This window comes from Acrocarpospora catenulata, from assembly GCF_018476525.1.
In the GTDB taxonomy this organism is placed as follows: domain Bacteria; phylum Actinomycetota; class Actinomycetes; order Streptosporangiales; family Streptosporangiaceae; genus Acrocarpospora; species Acrocarpospora catenulata.
Genome location: NZ_JAHCST010000015.1, coordinates 150,415 through 166,047, shown reverse-complemented (window position 1 = coordinate 166,047; position 15,633 = coordinate 150,415). Strand labels below are relative to the sequence as shown.

General features: G+C 69.1%; 19 protein-coding genes and 1 riboswitch. Of the genes, 11 read left to right on the top strand and 8 right to left on the bottom strand.

The window, feature by feature from the left end:
- Positions 1-10: 10 nt before the first annotated feature.
- From KIP79_RS18470 to KIP79_RS18455, 4 genes are read right to left on the bottom strand one after another with little or no spacing between them, the layout of a single operon-like run.
- The gene (locus KIP79_RS18470) at positions 11-730 is read right to left on the bottom strand and encodes an ABC transporter ATP-binding protein (protein ID WP_214106064.1); all 720 of its coding nucleotides are present in this window, start codon (positions 728-730) and stop codon (positions 11-13) included.
- Complete coding sequence (locus KIP79_RS18465) at positions 672-1,478, bottom strand: ABC transporter ATP-binding protein (protein ID WP_214106063.1); 807 nt, start codon at positions 1,476-1,478, stop codon at positions 672-674. Before KIP79_RS18465 ends, KIP79_RS18470 begins: the two co-directional genes overlap by 59 nt.
- Positions 1,475-2,332, bottom strand: a complete 858-nt coding sequence (locus KIP79_RS18460; RefSeq protein ID WP_214106062.1) for a branched-chain amino acid ABC transporter permease — start codon at positions 2,330-2,332, stop codon at positions 1,475-1,477. The genes KIP79_RS18465 and KIP79_RS18460 overlap by 4 nt, the downstream gene beginning before the upstream one ends.
- Positions 2,329-3,216, bottom strand: a complete 888-nt coding sequence (locus KIP79_RS18455) for a branched-chain amino acid ABC transporter permease (protein ID WP_214106061.1) — start codon at positions 3,214-3,216, stop codon at positions 2,329-2,331. The genes KIP79_RS18460 and KIP79_RS18455 overlap by 4 nt, the downstream gene beginning before the upstream one ends.
- 217 nt (positions 3,217-3,433) lie before the next feature.
- On the opposite strand from KIP79_RS18455, the gene KIP79_RS18450 reads away from it, so the two are divergent.
- From KIP79_RS18450 to KIP79_RS18415, 8 genes are all read left to right on the top strand, one after another.
- Positions 3,434-4,681: an acetyl-CoA hydrolase/transferase family protein gene (locus tag KIP79_RS18450; protein WP_214106060.1), complete on the top strand. Its 1,248-nt coding sequence runs from the start codon at positions 3,434-3,436 to the stop codon at positions 4,679-4,681.
- A 7-nt stretch (positions 4,682-4,688) separates the two neighbouring features.
- Entirely contained in the window at positions 4,689-5,162 is a 474-nt protein-coding gene (locus tag KIP79_RS18445; RefSeq protein ID WP_308169776.1) for a MaoC family dehydratase, read from the top strand.
- A 160-nt stretch (positions 5,163-5,322) separates the two neighbouring features.
- Positions 5,323-5,907 carry a DUF998 domain-containing protein gene (locus KIP79_RS18440; protein WP_214106059.1) on the top strand — a complete coding sequence of 195 codons (585 nt, stop codon included), beginning with the start codon at positions 5,323-5,325 and terminating at the stop codon, positions 5,905-5,907.
- A complete protein-coding gene (locus tag KIP79_RS47065) occupies positions 5,904-6,086 on the top strand; it encodes a hypothetical protein (RefSeq protein WP_250213409.1) in 183 nt (60 codons plus the stop codon). The genes KIP79_RS18440 and KIP79_RS47065 overlap by 4 nt, the downstream gene beginning before the upstream one ends.
- Positions 6,087-6,234: 148 nt before the next feature.
- Positions 6,235-6,567, top strand: a complete 333-nt coding sequence (locus tag KIP79_RS18430; protein WP_214106058.1) for a hypothetical protein — start codon at positions 6,235-6,237, stop codon at positions 6,565-6,567.
- A gap of 402 nt (positions 6,568-6,969) precedes the next feature.
- Positions 6,970-8,076 (top strand): flavin-containing monooxygenase, encoded by a 1,107-nt coding sequence (locus KIP79_RS18425; protein ID WP_214106057.1) that lies wholly within the window; start codon positions 6,970-6,972, stop codon positions 8,074-8,076.
- Positions 8,077-8,272: 196 nt separating this feature from the next.
- The gene (locus KIP79_RS18420) at positions 8,273-8,425 is read left to right on the top strand and encodes a hypothetical protein (RefSeq protein ID WP_214106056.1); all 153 of its coding nucleotides are present in this window, start codon (positions 8,273-8,275) and stop codon (positions 8,423-8,425) included.
- Positions 8,426-8,537: 112 nt separating this feature from the next.
- Positions 8,538-9,233 carry a hypothetical protein gene (locus tag KIP79_RS18415; protein ID WP_214106055.1) on the top strand — a complete coding sequence of 232 codons (696 nt, stop codon included), beginning with the start codon at positions 8,538-8,540 and terminating at the stop codon, positions 9,231-9,233.
- 2 nt (positions 9,234-9,235) lie between these two features.
- Here the strand turns inward: KIP79_RS18415 and KIP79_RS18410 are convergent, their stop codons facing one another.
- Entirely contained in the window at positions 9,236-10,081 is an 846-nt protein-coding gene (locus KIP79_RS18410; RefSeq protein WP_214106054.1) for a helix-turn-helix transcriptional regulator, read from the bottom strand.
- A gap of 101 nt (positions 10,082-10,182) precedes the next feature.
- Between KIP79_RS18410 and KIP79_RS18405 the strand changes: the two genes are divergently transcribed.
- Positions 10,183-10,866 (top strand): SDR family NAD(P)-dependent oxidoreductase, encoded by a 684-nt coding sequence (locus KIP79_RS18405; RefSeq protein WP_214106053.1) that lies wholly within the window; start codon positions 10,183-10,185, stop codon positions 10,864-10,866.
- A 96-nt stretch (positions 10,867-10,962) separates the two neighbouring features.
- On the opposite strand, the gene fxsT is transcribed toward KIP79_RS18405, so the two are convergent.
- Entirely contained in the window at positions 10,963-13,548 is a 2,586-nt protein-coding gene (gene fxsT, locus KIP79_RS18400; RefSeq protein ID WP_214106052.1) for an FxSxx-COOH system tetratricopeptide repeat protein, read from the bottom strand.
- A 334-nt stretch (positions 13,549-13,882) separates the two neighbouring features.
- Positions 13,883-14,008: riboswitch (cobalamin riboswitch) on the top strand.
- A gap of 56 nt (positions 14,009-14,064) precedes the next feature.
- On the opposite strand from fxsT, the gene KIP79_RS47060 reads away from it, so the two are divergent.
- A complete protein-coding gene (locus KIP79_RS47060; protein ID WP_250213408.1) occupies positions 14,065-14,376 on the top strand; it encodes a (2Fe-2S)-binding protein in 312 nt (103 codons plus the stop codon).
- Positions 14,377-14,432: 56 nt separating this feature from the next.
- Positions 14,433-14,627, top strand: coding sequence for a hypothetical protein (locus KIP79_RS18390; RefSeq protein WP_214106051.1), 195 nt, complete (start codon positions 14,433-14,435; stop codon positions 14,625-14,627).
- A gap of 51 nt (positions 14,628-14,678) precedes the next feature.
- Here KIP79_RS18390 and KIP79_RS18385 read toward each other — a convergent pair whose 3' ends face one another.
- Both KIP79_RS18385 and KIP79_RS18380 read right to left on the bottom strand, forming a co-directional pair.
- Positions 14,679-14,918, bottom strand: coding sequence for a hypothetical protein (locus KIP79_RS18385; protein WP_214106050.1), 240 nt, complete (start codon positions 14,916-14,918; stop codon positions 14,679-14,681).
- Positions 14,879-15,466: a hypothetical protein gene (locus KIP79_RS18380; protein ID WP_214106049.1), complete on the bottom strand. Its 588-nt coding sequence runs from the start codon at positions 15,464-15,466 to the stop codon at positions 14,879-14,881. The genes KIP79_RS18385 and KIP79_RS18380 overlap by 40 nt, the downstream gene beginning before the upstream one ends.
- Between the last annotated feature and the right edge of the window lie 167 nt (positions 15,467-15,633).

Below are 15,633 nucleotides of genomic sequence, written 5' to 3'. Positions count from 1 at the left end.
TCGATGGGAATCAGCCGAACAGGGCCGTCATGATCTCGGGACGGGAGCGGAGCTCGTCCGGCTCGCCCTCGGCCACGATCCGGCCGCGGTGCATGACGTAGAGGTAGTCGCTGACGGCCAGGGCCAGCTCGGCGTTCTGCTCGACGAGCAGGATGGTGGAGCCCGTCTCGTGCAGGGTGGAGATGGTGGTGAACAGCACGTCCACGATGGAGGGGGCCAGGCCCATCGACGGCTCGTCCAGGACCAGCACGTCGGGCCGGGTCATCAGGGCCCGCCCGACCGCCAGCATCTGCTGCTCGCCGCCGCTGAGCAGTCCCGCGTACTGCCGGCGCCGCTCGGCCAGCACCGGGAACAGGTCGTAGACCCGGCCGATCTGCTGCTGGAAGTCGGCCTTGTCGCGGCGCTTGGCGTACACGGCGAGTTCCAGGTTCTCCAGCACGGTGAGCGAGGGCGCCACCCGGCGGCCCTCGGCCACCAGCGCGACCCCCGCCCGGACCAGCCGGTGGCAGGGCCAGCCGGTGACGTCCCGCCCGCCGACCACGACCTTCCCCGACGACGGCTTGTGCAGCCCGGCGATGGAGTTGAGGGTGGTCGTCTTGCCTGCGCCGTTGGCCCCGACCAGGGCCACCAGCGCGCCCTTGGGCACCCGCAGGTCGACGTCGCGGACGGCCTCAACCACGCCGTGCGCGGCGCAGAGTCTCGATACGGCGAGCATCGGATCGCTTGCCAAAGTAGGCCTCCCTGACATCGGGTTGTTCCAGGCACGCCGCGAGGGTGCCGACGGCGAGCACGGCGCCGGAGTTCATCACGGTGACCTGGTCACAGAACTCCTCGACCAGCCGCATGTTGTGCTCGATCAGGACCAGCGTCAGGCCCTGCCCGCGCAGGGTCAGCAGCAGCTCGCCGACCTGGTGGGACTCCGCGTCGTTCATCCCGGCGGTGGGCTCGTCCAGCAGCAGCACCCGGGGCTCGGCGGCCAGCGCCCTGGCGATCTCCACCCGCCGCTGGTCGCCGTAGGAGAGCGTCTCGGCCAGCGCGCCGGGCGGCGCGGTGATGCCCACCTGCTCCATCAGGGCCCGTGCCTTGGCGGTCACCTCGGCCCGCTCCCTGCGCTCGGCGCGGCTGAGCAGCACGGCCCCCAGGATGCTGGAGCGCCGCCGCTGGTAGGCGCCGGTGGCGACCGTCTCCAGCACGGTCATGCCGGGGAAGAGCCGGATGTTCTGGTAGGTGCGGGACACGCCCTCGCGGGCGATCCGGTGCGGGGGCAGGCCGTGCGTCTCCTTGCCGTGCACCCGGATCACCCCCTGGTCGGGGGTGAGGAAGCCACTGATCATGTTCAGCACGGTGGTCTTGCCTGCCCCGTTCGGGCCGAGCAGGCCGTAGATGCTGCCCTGCGGCACCCGCAGGTCGACGTCGGCGACCGCGCGCAGGCCGCCGAAGGTCTTGACCAGCCCCTCGATCTCGATGGCGTTGCTCATTCGGACACCGCCGTCTTCCCGCGCCCCCGGAGCAGGCGGAGCCGCCGTAGGTCCACCAGCCCCCGGGGCAGGTAGATGATGATCACGACGAGCAGCAGGCCGGTGACGATGGAGTCGAACTCGCCCAGCGGCCCGCGCAGCAGCTCGGGCAGGGCGGTGAAGACCACGGCGCCGATGATCGGGCCCAGCCAGTGGAAGGCCCCGCCGAGCACCACCGCCGCCAGGGTGGTGAAGCCCAGGTGGGTGTAGAAGGTGTCGGGGCCGATGAACTGGAGGAAGCTCGCCTGGAGCACCCCGGCCATGCCGCCGAACACCCCGGAGAGCACGAAGCCCACCAGCTGCACCGAACGGGGGTTGATGCCCAGCGACTGCGCCACGGCCGGGTCCTCCCGTACGGCCGAGGCCGCCAGGCCGAACCGCGAGCCGCGCAGCCGGGCCAGCACGTAGGCGGCCAGCCCCAGGCAGCCCAGGCACCAGAGCCAGGTGCCCAGGTCGCCGGGGGCGAGGGTGCCGGCCACGCCGCCGGTGAAGTCCTCCATGTTGAGCACCAGCACCCGCCCGATGAGGACCAGCGCGATGGTGGCCATGGCCAGGTAGTGGCTCTCCAGCCGCAGCACCAGGAAGGCGGTGAGCACGCCGAGCAGTCCGCCGCCGGCTGCTGCCAGGACCAGGCCCGCCACCGGGGGCAGCCCCACGGTGAGCGTCACCCAGCCGAAGGTGAAGGCGCTGACCGCGCCGAAGAAGACCGGGGCCAGGCTGAGCACGCCGGTCCACAGCGAGGCGTAGATGCTGAGCGCGAAGATCGCGCTGACCCCCGCGAACTGCAGGGTGGTGTTCCAGGCTGCCAGGTTCATGCGCGGGCCAGCTTCCGCTCGCCGAACATGCCCTGCGGCCGGAGCACCAGGATGACGAGCAGCACCCCGAAGGTGATCGCGTCCCGGAAGCCGGAGGAGATGTACTGCGCGCTGACCACCTCCAGAATGCCGATCATGAATCCGGCCAGTGCCGCGCCGCGGATGTCCCCGTAACCGCCGACCACGACCGCCGCGAAGCCCTTGAGCAGCAGCGCCTCGCCGAGGTCGAAGGAGACGTTGTTGGACGACAGCCCGGCCAGCACGCCCGCCAGACCCGCGATGGCGGCGGCCGTGAAGGCCACCAGCCGGAGGGTGCGTGCCGCGTTGACGCCGACGATGGTGGCCGACCTGGGGTCGGCGGAGATGGCCCGCACGGCGGCCCCGAACCGGGTCCGGGTGAGCGCCAGGTGCAGTCCGAAGGCGACCAGCAGCGCGGCGGCGATGTTGAGCAGCTGCGCCGGCAGGATCACCAGGCCCGCGAACTTGATCGGTCCTGACGGCACCGCATGGTCGGGGAAGCTGGTGGCCGTGGCCCCGAACACCGCCTGAGCGACGGTGAGGAGCAGGATCCACATGCCGATGCTGGCGATGATGGGCGCGAAGAGCCCGGCGTTCCTGCGCCGCAGCGGCTCGAAGGCCACCAGGTCGGTGAGGACGCCGATCACTCCGGCGGCCACCACGCCGACCACCAGTGCCAGGGGAAAGGGCAGGCCCACGTCGGCCACGGCGAAGTAGGCGACCAGGGCGCCCCAGGTGGCGAACGTGCCGTGGGCGACGTTCAGGATGCCCATCTTGGTGAGGATCAGAGCGAAACCCACGCCGAAGAGCGCGTACACGGCACCGAGGGCGAGGCCGTTCACGAGTTGCTGGATGACTAGTGTCACGACCGCTTCCTCCACAAATCAAGCGCTCGCTTTACCGGAAGCTATCCAGGTCCTCTGATTGGTGTCAAGGTAAATCAAGCACTTGCTTCACAGGTTCCTCCGCACTACGGTGAGGCGTTGCCCGTACGACGATCGGCTGCTTGCTATGCGTTTCCCCGCGCGCGCTCCCGCCGGGCGAGGCCAGAAGCGTTGCCTATACGACGATTGGCTGCTTGCTATGCCGTTCCCCCGCACGCTCCCGCCGGGCGAGGCCGTCCGCCTGCTCCCCGCGAACGCCCGGATCGTCGGCTCCCCCGGCTGCGGCACCCCCGAGACCCTGCTCCGCGCCCTGGGCGAGACCGCGGACCTGCTGCCCGCGCCCACCCTGTACTCGGGGCTCCAGCTCGGCGGCTACCCGTTCCTGGACGCGGTACGCCAGGGCCACCTGCGCTACCTCACCTGGCACCCATACGGCCCGGCCCGCGGCATCGGCGAGTACGTGCCCGCCCGCGCCTCCGCCGTACCCGCCCTGCTCGGCCACTGGCGGACCGACGCCGCCCTGATCCGGGTCTCCCCGCCTGACCGCAACGGCTACTGCAACCTGGGCCCCTCCGCGAGCTACGTCAGAGCGGCCGTCACCCGGGCGACGGTGGTGCTCGCCGAGGTCGACCCGCAGCTCCCCCGCACCCACGGCGACACCGCCGTGCACGTTTCGGAGATCACCGCGCTGGTGGAAGCCGACACCCCCATGTGCGAGTTCCCCGCAACCCCACGCGACCCCATCGCCGACCGCATCGCCGCGCACCTGCTCGACCTGCTGCCGGAGCGTCCCGTGCTCCAGTTCGGCCTCGGCGCCGTCCCCGAGTCGCTCATCCACGGCCTGGCCGGCAGCGGCCTGCGCGACATCCGGGTGGTCGGCATGGCCACCGACGCCATGGTGGGCCTCTTCGAGAGCGGCGTGCTCAGCCCGCTGGCCATGATGCCCTCCCCCGCCGTCGCGGCCGTGGAGCTGATGGGCACCCGCACCCTGATGGACTTCGCCGACGGGAACCCCTCGATCGGCGTCTTCGACAGCCGCACCGGCCACGCGCCGCGCCACCTGGGCGGCCTGCCCGGGCTGGTGTCGGTGAACTCGGCCGTCGAGGTGGACCTGCTCGGCCAGGTCAACTCCGAGACCGTACGCGACCGGCAGGTCAGCGGCGTCGGCGGCGGCGCGGACTTCGCCGAGGCCGCGCACACCTCCCCCGGCGGCCTGTCCGTCATCGCGATGAGCTCCACCACCCCGGACGGCCGACACAGCCGGATCGTGCCCGCCCTGCCCACCGGCGCGGTCGCCACCATCCCCCGGCACACCCCCGACGCCGTCGTGACCGAGTACGGGGTGGCCTGGCTGCGCGGCAAGACCACGGCCGAGCGCGCGGAGTCTCTGACCCAAGTCGCCCATCCCGACCACCGGGCGGCACTCGAACCCTATCCACAGAAATGAGGACCACGTGACCGTTCACACCAGGCGCGGGCGCTACTACGAGGAAATGATCGTCGGCGACGTCTACCGCCACGAACCCGGCCGGACCATCACCGAAGCCGACAACGTCCTGTTCTGCACCATGACCATGAACAGCCAGTCACTCCACCTGGACGCGGTCGCCTCCGCCGACAGCGAGTTCGGCCAGCGGCTGGTCAACAGCCTGCTCACCCTGGCCATCGTCTGCGGCATCGGCGTCGGCGACCTCACCCAGAAAACCACGATCGCCAACCTGGGCTTCGGCGAGATCGCCTTCCCCGCCCCGGTGTTCATCGGCGACACCCTCTACTGCGAAAGCGAGATCATCAACACGCGCCCCTCCGCCTCCCGCCCTGGCCAGGGCATCGTGACCCTGGAACACCGCGGACTCAACCAGAACGGCATCGTGGTCTGCCGGGCACAACGAACCGCACTGGTGAAGTTCCTGCCAGAAGAGGAGTGAGATCCGCGGTTACGCACTGCTTGGCGGGCTGACGACCACGACGACGCTCAGCCAGGTGTGGTGATCGGGCCTCCCGGGCCCGCAGGGCGTGTGAACTTCCGGCCCGTCGATCCATCTGGAGATTGTCGCCAACTCCACCCGCTTGAAGCGAAAGGGCGAAATGACCGCATCACCCCGGACCACGCTCTCCCCCGCCGTCACCGTCACCATCGCCGCCGTGGACCTGCTCGTACTGGCCCTCTTCCACCTCCTGCGCCCCGACGTCGACCCATTGACCAGGCCAACGAGCGAGTACGCCCTCGGGGACTTCGGCGTGCTCGCCGGCCCGGTGACGGCACTGGTCGGCATCGGCGCCCTGGCACTGGCCTGGGCGTTGTGGTCGGGGCCCGGAGCACGGGCCGCCGCGATCGTCCTGGCCGTGTTCGGGGTGGCCAAGGTCGTCCAGGCGTTCTTCCCGATCGACGCACCCGGCACCAGCACCACAACCGGCCTCGTCCACAACGTCCTGGGCAACGTGGCCTTCCTCGCCCTCCCCCTGGCCGCCGGACTCGCGGCCCGCGCACTGAGACCCGCCTGGCGGGCAGCCCCGATCGCGGCAGCGGTCCTCGTGGTGACCGTGCTCGCCCTGCTCGCCTCCGACCTGCACGGCGCCTTCGGCATCGCCCAGCGGCTCTACCTGGTCGCCTGCTCAGCATGGATGCTGCTGGCCGCCGTCGCCCTGCGATCGCGTGCGTCATGGGCATGATCCACATCGACCTGTTCGCGACGCTCGACCTGGTTGGCCAGGCGCCGGGTGATCCCGAGGAAGACCCCGACGGCTTTCCGTTCGGGGGATGGCAGGCGCCCTTGTTCGACGAGACGGTCGGCCGGCACGTCGGCGCCGGGGACATGCGACGCGAAGACCGCGGCGTCGGCTCGAACTGAACAGCGGCCAGGACGTGAACCTGGGACCTCTTATCAGGACCGATCGCCCTGCGGTGGGAGAACTGTGGCCTGGCTCGCGCCGGTGGTCGGCGGCCGTCATAGTGAGCGGTTGGTACCGACCTTGTCGTGATCGCTTGCTCATGCTTACGTGTTCGGGGTGAGTCCTGATTCGGCTACGGGCAGACGTCTCGAACCTGTTCCGGCGAAGGTGAACCCGGCAGGCGGCAAGGGGAATCACCTCACGCTGGCCCTTGTCCTGGGCGCGGTTCCCCTTCTGCTCGCCAACTGGTTCATCGTTGCCACGATCTTGGCACCCGGCTGCGTCGTGCTATATGAGGGCGGCAACATAACGGAATGTGCTGGCGGGTTTTCGGAAGAACAGATGACCGGCGTATCGGGACTGATCGCACTGGTGATGCTCGTCATCCAGATCGGGCTGATCGTCCTGGTGAGCCGACGCATCCGCTCAGGCCCACAGTGAGGTTGCACGGCAGGCGACGGCGCGCCCTGCGGCGGGTGCGCGTTTAGTGCGGCGGGTGCCTCGACGGCGGGCGACACTGTCCAGCCACTGCCTGCGTGCTGTCCGCCCGTGACGCCGGCCTGGACGCCAGCCGGGACTCGGGCCGAAGGCCAATACGGGTGGGTGGGCGGGAGTTCCACCGCAATCGCATGGGCGGAAGTTCCACGGCAACCGCGTCGCCGTGGACAGGGAACGGACAGCGGGGCCAGGCACGCTGCTCTCGATCGGGTCGCGTTGGGCGGTCCGTTGTGAAGAGGAGCGTTTCGATGGACCAGCTTCTGTTGTCTGTCCCGGCCATCGGCTGTGGCCACTGTGTGAAGCCCGTCGCCGGCACAGGCCACGAGATCGTCTGAGGCTGCCGCGATGGACACCGGATTCGACACACTGATCATCGGGGGTGGGCAGGCTGGGCTGGCGCTGGGGTATCACCTGCGCCGCGCTGGCCTGCGTTTCGTGATCCTGGACGCGCACCAGCGGGTGGGCGACGCGTGGCGGCGGCGGTGGGACTCGCTGACGCTGTTCACGCCGCGCCGCCACGACGCGCTGCCGGGTCTGCCGTTCCCGGGTGACCCGGACGGTCATCCGAGCAAGGACGAGGTCGCCGACTATCTCGAAGGCTATGTTGAGCACTTCGATCTGCCGGTGCGCCTGGGGCACCCCGTCACCTCCGTACGCCCGGACCCTGCCGGGGGCTTCACGGTCCGCACCTCGGCCGGGTCGTACAGGGCGGCCAGGGTCGTGGTCGCGGCGGGGGCGTTCCACACGCCGCGTACGCCCGATTTCGCCGACGGGCTGGCGCCGCACGTCGTGCAACTGCACAGCAACCGGTACCGGCGTCCGGACCGGCTCCCCATGGGCGGCGTCATGGTCGTGGGCGCGGGCAACACCGGCGTGCAGATCGCGGAAGAGCTCGCCGGCAGCGGACGGCACGTGTGGCTTTCCGCCTCGACGATCGGCCGGGCGCTGCCCCAGCGATTGCTGGGCCGCGATCTCTTCTGGTGGTTCTCGCGGCTCGGCTTCATGGACGTCCGCGCTGACAGCCGCCTCGGACGCCGCATGAGACAGCAGGAGCTGATCATCGGGACCGACGTGAAGCGGCTGATGCGCCGGGTGAAGCGGGTGGACCGCGTCGTCGACGCCGACGGGCCGGACGTCGTCCTCGCCGACGGGACCCGACGGCACCCGGACGCCGTGGTGTGGGCGACCGGGTACCGCCCGGAGTACCCCTGGCTACAGGTTCCCGTGCTGGACGAGCACGGGCCCCGATGCACGACGAGGGGGGTGACGACCTGGCCCGGGCTGTACTTCCTCGGGCTGCCGTGGCAGCGCGACCGTGGATCGGCCCTGCTCGGCTGGGTTGGCCGAGACGCACGCACTCTGGCCGATCGGCTGACGGCGTCCGTCCCCGACCCTGGACAGGCCGACCAGCGGACAACCTTGGCCGCGGGCCTCTGCGGCGATACGGAGTAAGCCCCGGCCGTCCGCCGCCGAATCGGCTCCCGATCGCCATCTGACTAGCGCCCTCCTTCCGGCCGTCCGCCCGCTGTCCGCCCTGTCCGAACGCCGGGGCGGCCACGCCGGCCGCCGGACAGGCTACGGACAGGCCGGACCGAGACGCTTCTCATGTCGAACAGCGTCACCCCCCATTCCGACCGAGGAGGTCGCCATGCATCCCACCCTCCCTGAACTGATCCAGCTGAAGCACCCCGAGCTGTCGCAGGAGGCCGAACGCCGCAGGTCCGCCGCCGCCCACCGGCGGACCTGCGCGCTCCGCGGCCCCCGGTTCTGGACACGGCGCGACAGGCTCGACTCCCGCTGACCGGCCCTCGCTTCCAGGGCCACACGTGTTGAACCAGAACTGGCGCGATCCCGCCGCTCGAACCGGTGTGTGGGAGTCGCCCACACACCTACAAAACGAAGAAGTGACAATCATGATCGACCGCAAGACGCTTCGCCTTCCGGCAGTCCTGCTTGCAGCAGGGTTCATCTTCTACGTGATCATGGGCCTCTTCCATACCGGCGGGCCGGCCAACGACCACGAAGTGGTGTTCGCCAACTACGCCAGCAGCGACAGCTGGACCCTCGTGCACCTCGGCCAGCTCGCCGGCATGGCGGTGATCATCGGCGGTCTACTCGCCCTCTACTTCGCTCTCGACGTCAGAACAGGAGGCGCGGCCTGGATGGCACGACTGGGAGCTCTCTCCGCGGGGGTGGCACTTGGGCTCTACTGCGTCTTGCAGGCGATCGACGGAGTCGCCCTCAAACAGGCCGTTGACACGTGGGCGAGCGCCCCGGCAGCGGAGAAGACGACCCACTTCGCGGGCGCCGAGACGGTTCGATGGCTGGAGTGGGGGGCCAGGAGCTACCAGAGCTTCATGTTCGGTCTCGCCCTGATCCTGCTCGGCAGCGCGGTGGCCCTGGCGGCGAGGCTGCCGAGAGCCCTTGGCTACCTGATGGGACTGTCCGGTCTCGCCTACCTCGTGCAGGGCTGGGTGCTGGGTTCCGACGGCTTCTCGGCAACCAACACGTCCGCGATCCTGATCGGCTACCTCCTCATGCTCGCGTGGATCATTTGGCTCGCTGCGGTCGCCTGGAGGACAAAGAAGACTGTCGCCCTGCGATCGTGATGTCACTCGACGAGGATCTGCGTACCCAGGACGATCGCGAGCGCGAGGCGTTCGGCGTCCTCGGTGCCCGGCTCGGCGGTGTAGACCATGATGCGCAGATCGTCGCCGGCGACGATGAGAGTGTCACAGTCGAGGGTGATACGGCCGACGGCCGGATGGTCGATGATCTTGTGCTTGGACAGTTCCTGACCCAGATCCGGGTCCTCCGATTCCCAGAGCTCGACGAAGCGCGGGCTCTGCGCGGCGAGTTCGCCGACGAGTCGCTTGACCGACCGGTCGGCGGGGTACCGGGCGGCGGTCAGGCGCAGGTTGGCGACCAGCCGGGCCTCGTGGACGGCCTGCTCCTCGGGAGTGTGCACGACCCTGGTTCCCGGGCCGACGAGGTTGCGCCAGATGGCGTTGCGTTCGATGCCACGCGCGTACGAGATCTCGCCCATGAGCGCGTCATGGGGCGCGTTGGCGACGATGAGGGTCGAGGTGGCGTCGTACACGGCGACCGGGGTGTTGGCCAACCGGTCGAGCAGGCGTTGCACGCTCGCGGTGATGCGGGTGGGGACCATGTCCAGCCCCGGGGTGGCGTGCCCGGCCAGCCGGTAGAGGAGGTCGCGTTCCGTGTCGGACACGCGGAGGGCGCGGGCGAGGGACTCCACCACCTGTGCCGAAGGTGAGGTCGCCCGCCCCTGCTCAAGGCGGGTGAGATAGTCGGCCGAGATCCCGGCGAGCCCGGCGAGCTCTTCACGGCGCAGCCCGGCCGCGCGGCGCCGCCCACCCACCGGCACCCCGACCGACTCGGGCGCGACGCGGTCGCGCAGGCGGCGCACCATCCGTCCGAACTCCCACAACTCCATACGTCCAGTCTGCGGGAGAGTGCCCTCGTTATCCTGGCCCTGGCGTTCCTACGACAACGGGACGACTGCCTGAGCTCGCCCCGATCCCGGACGCTCGGAGCATGACAACCACACTGATCACCGGGGCCACCCGGGGCCTCGGCAAGGAAACCGCCCGCCAGCTCATCGCCGCCGGGCACACCGTCTACCTCGGCGCCCGCGACGAGGCCCGCGGTCGCGCCACCGCCGCGGAGCTCGGAGCCCGTTTCCTCCAGCTCGACGTCACCGACGACCCCTCCGTCGCCGCGGCGTTCGCCCAACTGGAGGCCGATGGCGGCCTCGACGTGCTCATCAACAACGCCGGCATCGCCAAGCTCGCGCTCAACGGACCGGAAGCACTTGAGGTGTTCGACACGAACGCCGTCGGCATCATCCGCGTCACCGAGGCCGCCCTGCCGCTCCTGCGCAAGTCCGGCAACCCCGTCGTCGTCAACGTCTCCAGCGCGCTCGGCTCGTTCGCCGCCAACCACGATCCCGAGCGCCCCGCATCCCAGGTATCCGCGATCGTCTACGGCGCGAGCAAAGCCGCCGCCTCGATGCTGACCGTCCAATACGCTCGCGCGGTCCCCGAGGTGAAGTTCAACGCGGTCGAGCCCGGCTACACCAACACCGAACTCGGCGGGCAGCCCAACCCCCACGGCCGCCCCGTCGAGATCAGCGCACGCACCATCGTCCGCATGGCCACCATCGGCCCCGACGGCCCCACCGGCACGTTCCAGGAAGACGATAGCGAGCTCGGCTGGTAGGCCTGCTCGCCGATGACCCGTCCCCAGGCTCCGCGATCGCAACAGTGAACCCGTTTACTTCATCGACTCATCGTGAGAATCGGGTGAAGCGTTTCCTCATGCTGTCTGGACGCGTTCGAGGTTGCTCCGAACCTTCACGGTGATTCGGTGATTCTCTCCAAGCACTCGCAGGCTGTCAGTGAGAGTCTGCTCGTATAAATGTACTGCTCGGCCCAGGTCACCTGTCGACTCATATGAGCGGGCGAGATTGTTGCAGGCGATCAGGGCGAGCGGGTGGTCTCTCCCTAATACGCGTTGGTAATCGGCGTGATTCTGCTCCTGCAAAGAAGCTGCCCGCGTATAGTCGCCAAAGGCGTGGAGGGAAGACGCGAGACTCCGGCAGGAGGCCAGACTGAGTGGGTGATCGCTCCCCAACACGCGTGCGCAGTCTGCGTGATTCTGTTCCTGCAAGGGAATCGCCCGCCCGTAATCACCTGCCGATTCGTACAGCATGCCGAGAATTATTTGACAACTCAGTGTGATGACGTTGTCGCCACCCAGCCTCTGTACGGCTTCGGCGAGATTCTGCTCGGCCAGAGGGATCGCCCGCTCGTCGCCTACCGTCTGGTAGGACGAGGCGAGATTGGCGCGAAAGATCAGGGTGTTTGAGTGGTCTTCGTTGACCGAGCCTGCGACAGCCTGTTCAAACAGGGGGATCGCCCGCTCGTGGTCACCCACGTCCTGGTAAGCAAGGGCCAGGTTGTTGAGACACGCCAATGTGGCCTCGTGAGCGCTGCCCCGCTGCTGGCTGGATTCGTCGAGAACCTGCTGGAGCATGGGTAGTGCCCGCTGGTAGTCGCCCGCCTCCTGATGGGCTAGAGCGATGTTGCTGCGCGTGGTCAAGGCCTCGTCGTGGTGAGGACCGTGCAGGCGTTCGGTTATGGTCAGCGACCGGTTCAGGTAGGTGATGGCCCGGTTGTGCGCGCCCTGGCCGCGAAGGAAGTTCCCGACGCGATTGCACAGCAGTCCGATGGATTCGGTGTCAGCAGATGTGTGGTTATTGAGGGCATCGATATGAGGAAACACGGTCCGCATGACGGGCCAGGTGGCGGGGTCGTCGACGTTGCCGGGCAGGGCGTAGATCATGAGACGAGTGGCTTGAGCGCGAGCTTTGTCGATGTCCGCGGCAGCGCGGTTAGGGTCTTGGGGGTCGGGGGTACGAGCGACGGCTTGGACGAGTCGGTGGACAGTGACGGTGTCGCGGCCCAGGGTGATCATGTTGAAGGCGGCGAGTTTGCCCAGGGCTGTCTCGAGGCCAAGCGCGTCGGTGAGCGCACTGACGATGGACCAGTTGAAGGTCGTCCCCCGGCTGTCGGCCCAGTCGCCCATCCGCTCCCCGGTCCGGATGAGGCCCATTCCCAGTCGCCAAATCCGGGAACTCACGGGGCCGGCGGGCATCGGTTGGTTGGGCATCGTCTTGGTGACAGGATCCAGCAGAGTGAGCGGGATCGCCTCCGGCGCCCACCAGGCCAGCATTCGCAGCAGGTGGCCGGTAAGGGGAAACTCGTCGGTGAGCTGATCGAGGGTGATCCGCCAGACACGGGCGATGGTGCGTTGCGCGTCTGCTCCTTCGGCGACCTTGCCGTACATGGACGAAGAATTTCCGGCCAGAGATTCCAGGTACGCGCGAGGGGTGCGCTTCATCTGGTGCAGGTAGGCCGCGGCCTGGTCTATGGCCAGCGGCAAGCATCCCAGTTCCCGTACCAGTTCCTCCACGCCCTCCCAGTCTTCTGCGACATGAACGGGGCGAGCGATGCGGAAAAGGAGGTCGACAGCCTGCTGTTCTGACAGCACGTCCAGCCGCAGTTCCTGAGCGCCAATGCGGGCCCAGCCCTCAGCGAGCCGACTGGTCACGATTATCCGACGTGAGCCGTTTCCCGTGGGTGCCTGTCCTGATCCGACCCGGGCCAGCAGTGGCGCGATGTGCGAGGGGTCCGCGACGTTGTCCAGCACCAGCAGCCAGTCATTGTGCGAGTCCAGCCACAGCACCGCCCGGTCCGCCAGTTCCTCCAACTCCATCCCGGCCACCTCGCTCTGCAGCGCCACTGCCAGGCTCGCGAGCCCGTTCTGTATCTCCGACGGGCCTTCAGCGGTGATCCACCACACGGGCGACGACCGTTGCTCCAGTGCTTGGCTGATCGCGTAGCGGGCGGCGAGGGTTGACTTGCCGACACCGCCGAGGCCGTGCACGACAGCGACGACCACGGGCCCCGGGCCGGTGAGAGCGTTTTCCAGATCTGCCATATCGCGGTCGCGTCCGACGAACTCCCGCGTTTGCACCGGCACGTTCTTCAGCCCCGGTCTCGCCTTCACCTCCTCCAGCGGCACCGCAGGCGTGACACGGGCGATCAGTCCATAATCGCTCGCGAGCGCACCCCGGCTGACGCCGTCAAGCGTGACCATTTGGAGCCGCCGTGGCGAGACCGGCGGCAAGGCAGGTGCGGCCAATGCCTCTTCACGGTGGTCCAGCCATCGCGTCACCGATTCGAAGGTCACCGCGACGGTCGCCGAGACGCCCAGCGCCCACCAGTTCCACACCCCGCCGTTCAGTACCTGGTTGACCGCCACCCCTACCGCAACCGTCCCAGCCACGGCCACCACGACCCGAGCAACTACCCGCCGAGCCACCACGACACCGCCCATCGACTGACAGAGCAAATCAAATCTGCATCAACCCACCCCCGTCAGTCGATCGTTTCCCTGAAATCGCTCACCTGGATTCGTCGTGGCACCGTGGAACCTCGCCCCCGGCGCAACAGCCGGGCATTCACGCTGCCAAATCATCCCCAGCTGGAACAGGCGAGCCTGCGGTCGCGCGCCGAATCGCCGTTGACCCGCGCCCCCACCCGTGCCACGGCCATCACCCCCGCCGACGCTCCCGACCAGAGCCGATGACGCTGCGCTGGACCACCTACGCCCAGTCGCGACCAGCCGCCCCCGACGGGGTGAGACGATGCCCGAAAGGCGACGGCGGAACGAGGAAACCGGTGTGAACCCGGTGCGGTCCCGCCACTGTGACCGGTGAGCGAATCCCGTGACAGGCCACTGCCCCGCAAGGGGTGGGAAGGCCGGGAGGAGCGGTGACCCGGGAGCCAGGAGACTCACGCGGTCGCCCCTCGGCGCTTCGGGGCGGATCTCCCCGAGAGAGGACGGTCGCGCGTGCGCGAGCTGGCCGGGCTCGGCGGCTATTTCGCGGTGGAAACCGGACCCGCGGCAGCCGACTGGCGCCCACTCAGCGAACTGCTAACCGGCGGTGAGCTGATCGCGGCGCGCGTCGAGGAAGTGGCGCGGCGGTTGGGCACCGGCGAGCGGAGGGTGGCCGCCTCTCTCGAACTTGGGCGGCTGCGGGGCACCGGGCGGTTCGCCGGAGAACCGTTCTTCGTACGGCGCAGTTGCTGCCTGTACTACCGGGTGCCCGGAGGCGGCACCTGTGGCGACTGCGTGCTGGCCCAGAGCGGAAGGACCGCGTGAACAGGATCACCGTCTGCCGTGACTGCTGCTGCGGCAGTCCGCGGAAAGTGCCCGGGATGGACCATGACGAGCAGGTCCGCCGCCTGGCCGCGGCGGGCCAGGTCCGCCTCACCGATTGCCTGGACATATGCGACCAGGCCAATGTGGTCTCGCCAGCGGGTCCCTTCGGTGGTGTCCTCGATCGTCAGACCGGCCGTGACGAGAGCCAGCCGGATGTCGTCGGCGACGTCGTACTGCCCGCGGCGGCGTAACTCCGCGCGCAGGTCCGGCACCGCGCCGACGACGCGGTCAGCGGACCCGGCCTACGTGCCGAGTCGAGCGATCAACAGGCGAAGCGTCTGGCGCGCCTGGTCGACCCCTCCGTCGTCGGCCTCGGTGTCGGCCGACCACTTCACGATCTCCGCTTCCAGGTCCAGGACGGCTCCCGCCGCTCGTACGCCCTCGTAGGCGGCCAAGGCGGTGTCAAACCGGCCGGTACACACGCCGATGACCTCCGCCAGCGTCACCTCCCCGGTGGGCACCGGCGTGGTCGGGGCGGCCACTCGTCGAGGCCGAGCACGGCGACTCCCGCGGGCAGGTCGGCCTCCATCCGGGACAGCCGGCGCTCGCCGAGGTAGCAGTAGCGGGTGTCGTGGGTGCCGCCCTCGGCGTTGTCGTAGTGCGGGATCACCACGACGCGCAGGCCGAGCGCGGCGAGCAGGTCCAGCCCTTCCCGCCAGTGGGGGGCGGCGCCCACCTTGTAGATCTCGTACACGGGCACGGTCGCGACTCCGGTGGTGCAGGCCGCCGCCGACGCGAGCACCGTCACTCCGAATCCGCCCGCCACCCGGCCGCGCAGATCGGCCCGTACGGAACTTCGCGACCACTGGTCGAGCGCGTACGTCGGGCTACCCGGGCCGGAGAAGATCCAGTCGGCGCCCGCGACGTCTCCGCCGATCTCGACGTCCAGGCCGACGCTGCGGGCGAAGTATCCACGGGCCCGGACGGAGATGTCGGCAGCGTTCTCCTGGAACGCGTAGGGGGTGTCGAGCAGGACGGCGCGTGGACGCTCACCCAGTGCCCGGACGGCCGAACGATGCACCTCCACCATGGTCGGGCTCGTCTCCCTCGGCAGACTTCCTTCCGAGCTACTGGCCACCTCCGTCTGAAGGCCGCCCTCAGCCGCGATCGGCGCACCTCATGCATAAGCTGGTCGTCCCAGCTGGCGGAGAACCAGGGTAATCGCCGTCCGCCGAGACACTGCCCCCCGACCATCAT

Bases quoted from the DNA above. Each gene is read 5' to 3' on its own strand.
- KIP79_RS18465 (WP_214106063.1), bottom strand. From the start codon at position 1,478: ATGAGCAACGCCATCGAGATCGAGGGGCTGGTCAAGACCTTCGGCGGC.
- KIP79_RS18415 (WP_214106055.1), top strand. From the start codon at position 8,538: ATGATCGACCGCAAGACGCTTCGCCTTCCGGCAGTCCTGCTTGCAGCA.
- KIP79_RS18410 (WP_214106054.1), bottom strand. From the start codon at position 10,081: ATGGAGTTGTGGGAGTTCGGACGGATGGTGCGCCGCCTGCGCGACCGC.
- KIP79_RS18460 (WP_214106062.1), bottom strand. From the start codon at position 2,332: ATGAACCTGGCAGCCTGGAACACCACCCTGCAGTTCGCGGGGGTCAGC.
- KIP79_RS47065 (WP_250213409.1), top strand. From the start codon at position 5,904: ATGATCCACATCGACCTGTTCGCGACGCTCGACCTGGTTGGCCAGGCG.
- KIP79_RS18420 (WP_214106056.1), top strand. From the start codon at position 8,273: ATGCATCCCACCCTCCCTGAACTGATCCAGCTGAAGCACCCCGAGCTG.
- KIP79_RS18380 (WP_214106049.1), bottom strand. From the start codon at position 15,466: ATGGTGGAGGTGCATCGTTCGGCCGTCCGGGCACTGGGTGAGCGTCCA.
- fxsT (WP_214106052.1), bottom strand. From the start codon at position 13,548: ATGGGCGGTGTCGTGGTGGCTCGGCGGGTAGTTGCTCGGGTCGTGGTG.
- KIP79_RS18450 (WP_214106060.1), top strand. From the start codon at position 3,434: ATGCCGTTCCCCCGCACGCTCCCGCCGGGCGAGGCCGTCCGCCTGCTC.
- KIP79_RS18425 (WP_214106057.1), top strand. From the start codon at position 6,970: ATGGACACCGGATTCGACACACTGATCATCGGGGGTGGGCAGGCTGGG.
- KIP79_RS18405 (WP_214106053.1), top strand. From the start codon at position 10,183: ATGACAACCACACTGATCACCGGGGCCACCCGGGGCCTCGGCAAGGAA.
- KIP79_RS18390 (WP_214106051.1), top strand. From the start codon at position 14,433: ATGGACCATGACGAGCAGGTCCGCCGCCTGGCCGCGGCGGGCCAGGTC.
- KIP79_RS18440 (WP_214106059.1), top strand. From the start codon at position 5,323: ATGACCGCATCACCCCGGACCACGCTCTCCCCCGCCGTCACCGTCACC.